This window comes from Bartonella sp. CL100XZDX, assembly GCF_042195375.1.
Classification (GTDB): Bacteria; Pseudomonadota; Alphaproteobacteria; order Rhizobiales; family Rhizobiaceae; genus Bartonella.
Map to the genome: position 1 here is coordinate 47286 of NZ_JBHIOH010000066.1, position 12335 is coordinate 59620.

Sequence of the window (12335 nt, forward strand, 5' to 3'; positions counted from 1 at the left end):
GCAAAATCAGCCATAAGATCTTGTAACAAATCAAAGAAAAGCGATGATGCAATACGAATTAAAATGCTTAGATATTAATATCTAAAACATTACCGTGAACACGCTTCCATTTCTTCGCGTAAAATTTCAAGTTCTAACCATTCTTCTTCTTTTTGTGTGCAAGTATTTTTCTTTTTTTCCAACGTTGTTGATAAACGCTCAAAACGCTCTTTATCACTGCGATAGAGAGCTGGATCAGAGAGTTCTTGCTCAATTTTTTTGATTTCGTCCTGCAAAACAGCAATTTCTTCAGGCAATTTTTCCAATGCATAAACCTGCTTATAAGACAATTTACCTCGTGTTTTTTTCTCCCGCCCTATCAAGCCATGATCTGTTGATGTGTCCTGCTTTGAAAGCTCTTCCGCATGAGATTTTGAAGGTGCTTTACGCTGCGATAATTCTGTTTTTTTGCGTTGTAAACGAAGAGCATGCTGGTTTTGCGCCATCATATCACTATAGCCGCCCGCATACAAAACCCAATGACCATCACCTTGAGGTGCCAACATATGCGTTACAGTACGATCTAAAAAGTCTCTGTCATGGCTGACCAACAATACAGTTCCCGCAAAATCAGCAATAAATTCTTGCAACAAATCCAAAGTTTCCATATCCAAATCATTGGTCGGTTCATCAAGAATCAAAAAATTTGCAGGACGAGAAAGAAGTCGTGCAAGCATGAGGCGTGCTCTTTCTCCCCCGGAAAATTCTTTAAGGGGAGTGCGTGCTTGTTCCGGTGAAAATAAAAAGTCTTTCATATAAGAAACCACATGCCGCTCCAGCCCATTGATCACAAGAGTATCACCTCTTCCCCCCGTTAAATAATGCGCTAAAATTTCTTCTTCATTTAAAATACGTTGCTGATCAAGCAATGCCATAGAGAGGTTATAGCCATGCCTCACCGTTCCACTATCCACGGCTTCTTGCCCAATTAATGCAGAAAGGAGCGTTGTCTTTCCGATTCCATTGGGTCCCACCAACCCGATTCGATCACCCCGCTGAATGCGCAAAGAGAAATCTTTCACGATAATGCGATCACCATAGGATTTTGAAATTTTCTTTGCTTCAAGCACCAATTGCCCAGAATCATGACTTTTTGCTGCTGTCAAAAGTGCATTTCCTGGCTGCCCTTTATAGGTTTGATGACGCTGTCTTAAGTCTTTTAATTCGCCTAAGCGCCGTACATTACGCTTACGCCGTGCGCTCACGCCATAACGCAACCATTGCTCTTCACGAGCAATTTGGCGCCCCAATTTATGCTGTTCGATGGCTTCTTCTTCCAGTGCTTTATCACGCCAATTTTCAAACTCAGAAAAACGCTTTTCCAGTCTTTTGGTTGTGCCACGATCAAGCCATACCGTTGACCGCGTAACATTTTCTAAAAATCGCCGATCATGGGAAATCACCACAATCGCTGAACGCAAAGAAGCCAAAACAGCTTCCAGCCATTCAATGGTTGGTAAATCAAGATGATTGGTTGGTTCATCTAAGAACAAAATATCGGGTTTTGCAGCAATGGCCCGTAACAGTGAAACACGCCGCTTTTCGCCTCCCGAAAGCGTTTCCAATTTTTCCGCCCCAGAAAACCCTAAATTTGTGCGAAGCGTATTGATCCACTGGACATCAGATGTATCGTCCAGCCCCGCTTCCATATAAGCATTAATATCTTCAAATCCTGAACAATCCGGATTTTGTGAGACATAACGGAGCGTTACTCGCGGGTGGCGAAAAATTTCGCCACCATGAGGTTCTAATATTCCTGCGGCAATTTTTAATAGGGTCGATTTTCCACAACCATTACGGCCGACCAGCGCAATACGCGCCCCCTGCTCAACCGATAAACAAGCTTGATTGAGCAAAGGCGTTTTTCCAAAATTTAAGAAAATGCGGTCAAGCCGCAGAAGCGGCACCGCCATTAACGAACGCGGCGCGGACAAGGTGCTTTATACATCACCCCTCTTGCATCACGGTAAGCACATAATTGTCGTACAGGAACTCTCTGTCCACAAGGTGCTTGGTAAACATGCCCTCTACGACCACGATACGTGCACAATTGTGATACCTGTCTTTGTTGTTTTCTTTGATTTGCAGCTGCACCTGTTACTGTTCCAGCCAAAGCACCAAATGCTGCACCGGTCAGTGCTGCTCCAGGCGTACTTCCAGCAATAGCAGTTCCAGCCAAAGCACCGATTGCTGCTCCTCCTACGCCGTAACGTGCAACGCGTTCATCGTTTGTAGTACAAGCGACTGAACTGAAACCAATGGCTGAAACAACGGCCACTTTAAAAATTGATTTTAACATATCAAAACCTTTCCTTCTCAAGATCAATACATATATCGTTTATGTCGGCACTTCATCACTAGGCCCCCCCCTGCCTTATTCAAAATATATTGGAAGAGCTTTATGGAATAGGTACAGACACTAACAATATAGCTTTTCCAGAACCTAAATGGCAAGAAAAGGTTCCACAAATACGGTTAGAAAGTGTTAAAGAAGAGCCAAATGACACATTTTTGTCACAAATTGGCCATTTTACCCCTTTAAGAGTTAAACCTTTTAAATCAGAAAAACCGATAATACTAAACAAACATCCCTTAGGCAAATCATACGAACAAGGTTTTGACAAAACCGGCCAACCTTCTTCCAAACCGCTTGTCAACAACACTGAAATACCCCTTTCAGCCATCATCAACGCTTGCGTTATATGAGAAAGGCTATGATCACTTCGCTCCCCTCCCAAAGCACCGCACAAAATAAGCTTTTTAGCGCCATTTTGCAGCGCTCTTTCACATGCCAGAGCACTATCTGTCATATCTTTATCAGAGGGAAAAACTTCACGCGGAACATGACTATATTGACGTATTAAATTCTCATCTGATGAATCAAAATCCCCTAACCACAACTCAGGCGTCGCATTAAGCGCTGCCGCATGACGCATACCACCATCAGCAGCAATTACCCGACTGTTTTGAATTTGATTAAGCAAACGATCAGTGATATGAACATCCCCATTTAATAATATCGTAAATGTTGTCATGCCATACTTTGCCTTTCACAAAATTTTCTTTACAGTGCATCTTTTTATAAGTGAGAGTCATTTTTTATAAACAAAAAGCATGATATAGCCAAACGAATCCTTATCTCTAATGCCTTTCTTAAAGAAACATACGATACAAAGATACAAATGCAATTTGCCAAATTACTCCGCAGAAATAATGTGCACCATGGTCCAACGCACCCCATTTTTCACCGCAATTTTCTTTTTCGCTCGTGCTTGTATAAAGCCACTCTCATAAGTTTAACGTTTCTCCTTTCGGCTTGTCATACACCACTTTCTCAAAATGATAGGCTTTCTTCCACTTCTTCTAAAACGATCAAACGTACCAACAACCACAATATCTATGTCACATTAAGCGCTCTGCAACACCCACGTATTCTGCAAATGTATGGTGGCGCTTATCATGATGCAAAACTTGAACACCTTTTAGCAAAGATTGTCCGTAAACTGGCAGTTGCATCACATAGTTCTCATCAAAGCTATTCTGTAACAATTTTAAACTCAGAAACTGTCAATGCCTTTGCGCTCCCCAATGGCTCGATCTACATCACTCGTGGTATGCTGGCATTAGCCAATGATTCTTCAGAAGTTGCAGCCATTTTAGCCCATGAGATAGCACATATCAGAGCCAATCATGGCATTTTACGCCTGCAAAAAGAAGCCCAATTAAAGATGACCAATCACATGTCTTCACGTCTTCTTTCTTCTATTGGCAAAAAACTTCATAACCCTATGCAAAACAAGCAACAACTCGCGCAATTTTCCCGCAATCAAGAGCTGGAAGCTGATTCCCTTGCACTCGAAATGCTCCAACAATCAGGATATGATCCATTTGCTTCACCGCGCTTTCTTCAAACAATGGAAGCCTATAGTGCTTTTCGTAATATCTCCGGCACCCAAAATGCCTCTCTAGATTTTCTAGCTTCTCACCCAACCACCCCTCAACGCATTCGGCTTGCGATAGAAAAAGCGCGTAAAATCAGTAAAGGGAATAGTACAATATCCGATCATGATTCTTTTCTCAAAAGCATTGATGGCATGATTTTTGGAGGAGGCTTTTATACAGGTTTTGTACGAGGCAACCAATTTATTCACCCACAATTGCGCATAGCTTTTTCTGTTCCAAATAATTTTACAATAGAACATTCAGCACACACTGTTTGGGCCAGTGGACCAGATAAAATTGCGATTCGTTTTGACGCTATTCCACATCCTGCTGAAATATCTGCGAGTGATTATTTGAAAAGCGGCTGGATTCTCGGGCTAGACCAATCATCTATCCGCCCCATCACAATTCAAGGGCTCCCCAATCAAGAATTTACGCGTCAAGGATTCCAAAGCCAAAGTTTACTTGGAGCACAGGCCTATGCTACCAATGATCAATGGCAATTTGATGTGGTTGCCATTCCATTCAACAACCACATCTTTCGTTTTTTGACGGCCGCTCCACATAATTCTCGAAATTTTGCAGAGGTTGCCCAAAAAACGCTACAAAGTTTTCATTCTCTTTCATCTTCACAGTTAAAAAAATTGCAGCCCTTAAAAATCCGTGTTGTTCGTGTTAAACAAGGAGAAACCGTTGCAAATCTTGCAGATAAAATGCAATACACACCATATAAAGAAAAACTCTTTCGCATCCTCAACGCCCTCTCACCAACGCAAACTTTACCCGCAGGTACCAAAGTAAAAATTATTACAGAATAAGCCTTTTTTCTCATCTGCTACAGTTTTAATTCTTTTCTATCTGTATCACGCCCTCCCCCTTAAAGCATATTCGAAAATAAGGAGGAATACTTTAAAATCCAATTTCATCATGCCTCTATAGGCCTCCGTGTGATACATATTTTCTCCAACTAACTCTGCCCCCTGTCTTCCTCTGTTTATCAGTAGCGCCCCCAAGGAGGCATATTCCTAAACAAATATGCCCCCCTAAAACTGACTTCATCATATTCTCATATGCCCCCACTTAATATATTCTCTTTCCTCCTCCCCCCCCCCAAAGCATTTCACTGCTTATATATCGTAAGCGTCTTCTGAATGAACCGTAAGGAGAGCAGAACGCAATTTTTGCAAAGCCCTAGCTTCAATTTGACGCACGCGCTCTTTCGAGATTCCTAACTTTTCACCCAAAACTTCTAGAGTCGCCCCCTCTTCATTTAAGCGACGAAAGCGAATAATTTCCAACTCCCGTTCGTTGAGAATTTGCAACGCATCGTAAAGCCACTGTGTACGCCGTTGACCATCAATGACTTGCTCAATTAAAGCATCAGGAAGAGGACTATCATCCACCAAAACATCCATCTTAGCAATGGGATTATCACTATTCTCAGAAACAGAAACACTCAAGGAATTATCAGAACTGGAAAAACGAAAATCCATCGTTTCAACATCGCGCACGGAAACGCCAAGCTTTTCAGCGATTGTGCGAAAAATATCCTGTTTTGACAAAGCACTATCATCTTGTATCAGTTTTGCACGCAAACGCCGAAGATTAAAGAAAAGTGCTTTTTGCGAAGAACTCGTTCCCCCTCGAACGATTGACCAATTTCGCAAAATATAATCTTGAATAGAAGCGCGTATCCACCACGTTGCATACGTTGAAAAACGCACTTCCCGATCAGGTTCAAAACGTGCAGCGGCTTCCAATAGTCCCACATACCCTTCTTGGACCAAATCTCCCAATGGCATTTTGAAACGTTTAAAGCGATTAGCAATAGCAATCACTAAACGCATATGAGCCGCTGCAATTTGATGCATGGCATCATCATCACGTTTGTCTTTCCACCGCAGAGCCAAATCATGCTCTTTTTGTCGTTCAAGATAAGGTGCTTGCATAGCAGAACGCATCATATTACGTCCTAAGCTTTTGTCTGCATCGCTATAATTTTTGCTGCTTTTATAAACAGCATTTGAAAGATTACCCATAATAACCCCTTGCGATTAAAATTATCAAAATTGATTTGGCAACGACATCATTGTTCTTTGCTTAAAAAGAACGCAAAAGTTGTTAACTTCTGTATCCACTACTTTAACGTGTAATTTTATAATCGCAATTGTTTTTTTTACTGTCATGGTAAAACTTCTTGTCATAAGATACAATTTCACCTGCAAAATGCCTTTACAATATGCCTTTTAGCCTATGAAATATTTGAAAAAACTTTCTCTCCACTTTTCATGACAAAACAGCAAAAAAAATAAAGTGATCACGCAAAACAAATGCTGTTTTTTGATAACCAATTCCGTTTCCTTTTAAATTGAAGAATTTATTCATGCTTTCAGCTTTACAATACAACTAATAAGTGTAATTTGCAAATATAAAGCATCTAAACTGAATGAAAACTGAATAAAAAAAGAATCATTCAAGTTTTAAAGGCGCAAAGAAACAGCAAAAAATGACAAGAGTGATTGAAGCAAACGCAACAAACGTGTTAAAGAAAGAGCACCATTATGAAATTGTCGCAAAAAGCTTTTGACCAGTGTCACACTGAGAAAGAAAATGATCATGGATAGCAAGATTGTTCAACAGAATGAGATTCTTCAAGATGATATTCTCATTGAAAAACACGGAAGGGGTAAATTTGAAGGTTTTCGTTTTTATGCCAACAAAAACAGTACCGATCAAATAGCTGAGAAGCAAATTTCAACAGAGAATGAGAATTTGATTCTTGCTTTTTCCAAACGCGCGGCACGTTTTTGTGCTTGTGCAAATGGAGATTTTACCCTCAGTTCTGATGGAATTGTGCGCTGGATTGGTCAACCCGTAGGACAACTTGTAGCAACAGAAGATTTTTTCAAACCAAAACTGATTGTTTTAGCAGATGAACAACTCACAGGAGAATCCCGCAATAACGTTGTGAAGCGATTAGAACGCTTTGTCACCTTTCATTTTGAAACGACTTTAAAACCCCTGTTTGATTTGCGCAATGCTGATAATTTAACGGATTCAACAAACAGTCTTGCTTTACAACTTTTTAACTCTTTAGGGATTTTACCACGCCGCGAAGTTTTAGACATTGTCAAAAAACTTGCGCAAGAATCACGTGCCGTGCTTCGGCGTCTAGGCGTGCGTTTTGGCGCTTTTCACATCTATGTTGCCGGAATGCTTAAACCTGCTCCGGTTCAAGCCATTACTCTCCTGTGGAATCTTCAAAATGCGGGACAAGATCAAACTGGTTTGGGTGAAATTTTTTCAGCATTATCTGCTGGTCGAACCTCTTTGATTGTTGACCCTACCTATAATCGCCAATTTTATCAATTAGCCGGCTACCGAATCTTAGGACAACGTGCTGTACGGATTGATATTTTAGAACGTCTTGCCAATCTCATCCGCCCCGCACTTCATTGGAAACAAGGAAGTGATCCCAGACCCGATGGAGCCTATGATGGCAAAAGTTTTTTTGTTACACCAGCCATGATGTCCATTCTTGGGGCCAATGGAAACGATATGGAAGAAATCCTCAAAGGACTTGGTTATCAATCGTACAGCATAAGCAATACTGTTTTTGAACAAAATCTCTTTGCACACCAAGCCCCTTCCCCTGTCAATAGGACAATGCAAGATGTTCCTGCAGCAGAATGCGTTGGAAGTCAATGGCAAACAATAAGCGATTTAGAAACAACACGAGAAGAAAAAAATACCTCATACCCAAACACTTTATCCTCTGATATTGAAAAACATCTCCATAAAACCAATCGCTTACCAGCAGCTGAACCTGTTGGGAATTTTGCCAAATCCCCTCGCTCTACAGAAGAAGATAAAGTTATTTTATTATGGCATTATAAGCATCAATTTCACCACCACGCACAAAAAAAAAGTGATAAATTAGGAAATAAGTGGCAAAATAAATCGAAGAACGCTGTAAAAAAAGCGGAACACACAAATGAAAATTCCCCTCAAGAAGCACTATCACAAGCAAAACGCTCTCATAAGTTCCACAAATCCCAAGGAAAACATGCAAATCATAAGCCTTTTCACAAAGAAAAGCGCCTTAATCCTGATTCACCTTTTGCGAAACTAGCTGTACTACGCGATCAACTCACCAATCATAAAAACACGCACCCACTTTCCTCTAAAGAGAATTAAAGTAACAAATGGAGTTTGATCTTGACCCACGTAGTAACCGACAACTGCATTCACTGCAAATATACGGATTGCGTTGAAGTCTGCCCTGTTGATTGTTTTTATGAAGGGGAAAATATGCTTGTTATTCACCCCGATGAATGCATCGATTGTGGTGTTTGTGTGCCAGAATGCCCAGCAGAAGCGATTTTACCTGATACAGAACCAGGATTAGAAAAGTGGTTAGAACTTAATCTTCATTATGCAAACAAATGGCCTAATCTAACCACCCGAAAAGATCCCCTTTCTCAAGCAAAAGAAATGGATGGCGTTCCAAATAAATTAGAAAAGTATTTTTCAGAAAATCCAGGAAGTGGCGAAGAGTAATGATACAGTGTACACCCTCCTCCTTCAACGACTGAAAGACTTCTCTTGTAAAAATAAAAAAATCCTTAAGCGAAATGATTGATTCTTTTAAAGTTTGATGTTAGTGTTATTTTAACATGATCATCTTTCTAAGTATTTTTCTTTGCTTTTTACAGTAAAGCAATGTATTTTTTTGGATTTAAAAGTACTCGGCTTTTATGCTCACTTAATTGGTACGATATACTTGGTTAAAGAAAACTCAACCCTCAGGTTTATAACCTGTTTTCCGATACATTTGTTGATCATAAGGGAGTAAACTAAAATATGGCATCCCAACATGGAACGTCTTCCAAGACCAAAGAATTTGCAACCTCTGAATATATCGTCTACCCTACACATGGAGTAGGACAAATTATAGCGATTGAAGATCAAGAAGTTGCAGGACATAAATTGAAACTTTTTGTCATTCATTTCGCGAAAGATAAGATGGATGTCAAAGTCCCCATTGCAAAAGCCCTTTCCGTTGGAATGCGTAAATTATCTGCTAGTGACTCTGTCGAACGTGCCTTAAAAGTTTTACGTGGAAAAGCACGTGTTAAACGGACCATGTGGTCACGTCGTGCACAAGAATATGATGCCAAAATCAACTCAGGAGATCTTATTTGTATCGCCGAAGTGGTCCGTGATCTTTTCCGCTCTAATCTACAACCTGAACAATCTTACTCTGAGCGCCAACTTTATACAGCTGCTCTTGAAAGAATGGCCCGCGAAATTGCGGTTATTAATAGTCTTTCTGAAACAGAAGCTATCAATCTCATAGAGATGCATCTCTCCAACAAGCCGGAACGCGAGTTTAAAACTGAGAGAGAAGAAACAGATGAAAACAGTAAAGCTGTCTACGCTGCATAATACACTCTCTCATCATAATGATGATATTTCGATAAAACCAGCGAAAAGCTGGTTTTATTTTTTAACATCCTCTCTGCCCTTAAGGACAAAGTTTCTTAACCAGCGCCAATCTATAAACAATCTAACTTTTCGACAAATTCCTCCCCTTTATTTTCTTTCTTCATAGATAACAAACTGATTAATCATCATAATCTAGCATTATTCATATTAAATTAGAATCTTGAATATGGTAAGATTACTCATTTCAAATTGCTCTCATGTTGAATTAATCAAATCACTAGCTTGTCAATCACAAGCGAGGCTGATCTGTGGGTAAAAACTGTACAAAAAGAGCAAGACACTGTCTCAAGCACCAAAGGATATACCGACATTGGAATCTGGCAAGATGTGTAAGGGGGCGGGACTTGATTTTTTATTAAGCGTAAAGATCATAGTGCCGTTTATACACTACACCGAGATTTTACCATTTACCCTTCTACAAAACCATTATAACATTCAAAAACGCCGTCATAAAATGGATAGCACAAATATTGAAAAATATTCCTTTAAAAAAAACGCGTGACGGTACAACATAAGCATATTTTGTCGTGGGCGCTCTATTTTGCATGAGAAGCATTCCCCCATTAAAGAACGCGATAAAAAAAGCATGAACTAAAACCATCATCTCCATTCTGTAAAAAGCATTCCAAATACTTTTGAAAGCAGTAAAGCTAACGTAAAAAATAACAATAAAAATGAACGTTAGCATTGCCCTTTCAATTTCATATTTTTCCCAAATGAGATTTCTCATTTCAGAGATTACGAGATATACGCAATATTCTTACTCCAATCGGACACATAAAATCTAGAATGATTCATAGAACTCTTAAAAGTCTCAATCTCTGTTTCAAACAAACCGCTAAAGATTGGATATTCTCAGCAGGAATTGTCCAGATATCATCTTCAATCTGATCTTCACGAATATGACGCAAAGGATTAGTATGAACGCCTGTCAGGATAAGTAAACGCAAAGCCAGTTGTGTTATGTTTTGTGTTTTACAGAGTAACTGATAAAAAACCGGCACATCTTTCCAATCCATAGCTGGTCTATTTTACGTTTTATGACGTTGCTTCCTTAAGAGCGCGCATGCTTTTATCGTTGCTTGTAAATCAACATCAAAACCCAAGGCAACCGTATGTTTAAGACAAAGATTAAGACGCTTCAGTGCTATCTGAGCTGTTCCAGCTTTTGCATGCCAAATGGGAGAAAGCGTATTGCGTATCTCAGTTTGCGTAATCTCTGAAACGGGCAGACAACCTAATTTGGGGAGAATATGGAGGCGTCAGTGTAAAAACCAATCACACGCCTCACCATCATTTTTTAATTCAGCTTTACGGCTTTCAAAAGCATCTAAAGCAATATTTTTTAAATAATGGAGATTGCGCATTGCCTCACGCTTTTGTTTCTCACGTTCTTTAATGGGATCACGCCCCTCACGTAAAACAGCCCGCCACCCAGTTGCCAATTCACGGGCTTGTTTTAAAGAAACATCTCTCAAGGCACCCAAGCCCATTTCGCAGCCCCCGGAAAGGTATAACGGTAAATCCTGACACCACCCCCATCTCTTACGTTTGTGAAGAAGCAAGCCGGCACCATCGTTATATTTGTCAGCTCGTGGGTGTTGTGCTACAGCCCTTGGCTCTTAAGACAATTCATAAGAGTCCTTTCTTATACAAATTTTATCCACACACTCATCCCGCTTGTGACGTGCAAGCAAGTGGTTTTGATTGATTCTAGATAGAGAGATTTGAAATGAGAGAATCTTACGTTATTCGGGGTTCTAATTCAATATGAAAACAGTGAATTATATATATAAATCAATGTGTTGTCTAGTAATGAACAGATAACAAAAAAAATCATAAACTTAGGTAAGCACCACCATAAAATCACTCATAAACCAGCTATGAACTGGAGAGTCGTACCGGCTTTGATAAAATACTTTGCTCATCCCCATACACAACACATTTGGTTTTAAGTTTACTTATTTTTACAAGCTGTTCGCAACAAATCCCTTATATTCACAAAAATAAGAAAAATATATGGACAATTCTTAGTTCAAAAATATGAAAAGACAGCGTGATATTCATAGAAAAGTCTCATGTACCTTTATCAATCAAAAGCACTAAAGATCATTGAATGTGTACACCTTCTGTCTTGTAACGGTTGTCTCTTTTCTGCTCATAAGAAAGCACGCTGGCATCAGCATACACTTAATCCCAATGTTACAACAATTCTTACATTTGAAAGTATTCATTATAGACATTTTTTCCTTTTTTATAGAGTTTTTACTCACATACCATCCCCACTTGTGACCGAAAAGCAAGTGATTGTCATTGATTCAACATGAGAGAAATTTGAAATGAGAAAATCCTACGATAGACCTTCCATTCAAGGCGCAAAACAACAAATGATCTTTATAAATCAATGTGATGTCGATCTCTATTTTTTTAAGGAGAATCACATGTCACAATATAAGCCTATAGACAACCATTGCCTTAAATATTCTCATAAAAAACACCGATATGCTTAAAGCCTTACATAGATCAACTGCCTTAAACGATGATATTTTACGGTCTAATAGGATTCTCTCTATAATCAATAAAGATTAAGTGCGATACAAAATGATTCTATTACTGAGCTAACTTATATCAATACCCAAGCTCTTAACGAAGTCATCATAAAAGACACTGATACAAGTAGCCCTTTATAGCCTCTCAAGAAAACAAGAAAATCATCTCCCACAATAGAATCATTTCTCTACGGCAAAACTTTATCCCACATATGTTCCCAAGAAAAAGCGAAAAACGCATCTTACCCAATGCATTCACTAATGAATCAAGAGAAACTTACCACTGAAAGAGATAAA

8 protein-coding genes and 1 pseudogene are annotated in these 12335 nt (G+C 39.4%); 4 read left to right on the forward strand and 5 right to left on the reverse strand.

Annotated features, from left to right (window positions below):
• Window positions 1-89: 89 nt before the first annotated feature.
• From ACFILU_RS07480 to ACFILU_RS07490, 3 genes are all read right to left on the reverse strand, one after another.
• Complete coding sequence (locus ACFILU_RS07480; protein ID WP_375675488.1) at window positions 90-1952, reverse strand: ABC-F family ATP-binding cassette domain-containing protein; 1863 nt, start codon at window positions 1950-1952, stop codon at window positions 90-92.
• Window positions 1952-2338 (reverse strand): hypothetical protein, encoded by a 387-nt coding sequence (locus ACFILU_RS07485; RefSeq protein WP_273790493.1) that lies wholly within the window; start codon window positions 2336-2338, stop codon window positions 1952-1954. Before ACFILU_RS07485 ends, ACFILU_RS07480 begins: the two co-directional genes overlap by 1 nt.
• A gap of 100 nt (window positions 2339-2438) precedes the next feature.
• Entirely contained in the window at window positions 2439-3074 is a 636-nt protein-coding gene (locus tag ACFILU_RS07490) for a thiamine diphosphokinase (protein WP_273790494.1), read from the reverse strand.
• Window positions 3075-3221: 147 nt separating this feature from the next.
• Between ACFILU_RS07490 and ACFILU_RS07495 the strand changes: the two genes are divergently transcribed.
• Window positions 3222-4799: a M48 family metalloprotease gene (locus tag ACFILU_RS07495; RefSeq protein WP_375654374.1), complete on the forward strand. Its 1578-nt coding sequence runs from the start codon at window positions 3222-3224 to the stop codon at window positions 4797-4799.
• A gap of 309 nt (window positions 4800-5108) precedes the next feature.
• Here the strand turns inward: ACFILU_RS07495 and ACFILU_RS07500 are convergent, their stop codons facing one another.
• Complete coding sequence (locus tag ACFILU_RS07500; RefSeq protein WP_015856975.1) at window positions 5109-6020, reverse strand: RNA polymerase factor sigma-32; 912 nt, start codon at window positions 6018-6020, stop codon at window positions 5109-5111.
• A 577-nt stretch (window positions 6021-6597) separates the two neighbouring features.
• On the opposite strand from ACFILU_RS07500, the gene ACFILU_RS07505 reads away from it, so the two are divergent.
• The 3 genes from ACFILU_RS07505 (at window position 6598) to ACFILU_RS07515 (ending at window position 9429) form a co-directional block, all read left to right on the forward strand.
• Window positions 6598-8178, forward strand: a complete 1581-nt coding sequence (locus ACFILU_RS07505) for a hypothetical protein (protein ID WP_375675450.1) — start codon at window positions 6598-6600, stop codon at window positions 8176-8178.
• A gap of 21 nt (window positions 8179-8199) precedes the next feature.
• Entirely contained in the window at window positions 8200-8541 is a 342-nt protein-coding gene (gene fdxA / locus ACFILU_RS07510) for a ferredoxin FdxA (RefSeq protein WP_273790498.1), read from the forward strand.
• Window positions 8542-8844: 303 nt separating this feature from the next.
• The gene (locus tag ACFILU_RS07515; RefSeq protein WP_273790499.1) at window positions 8845-9429 is read left to right on the forward strand and encodes a CarD family transcriptional regulator; all 585 of its coding nucleotides are present in this window, start codon (window positions 8845-8847) and stop codon (window positions 9427-9429) included.
• Between the two features lie 905 nt (window positions 9430-10334).
• On the opposite strand, the pseudogene ACFILU_RS07520 reads toward ACFILU_RS07515, so the two are convergent.
• Window positions 10335-11081 (reverse strand): annotated as a pseudogene (locus tag ACFILU_RS07520) (tyrosine-type recombinase/integrase); the annotation flags it as partial.
• Window positions 11082-12335 lie beyond the last annotated feature (1254 nt).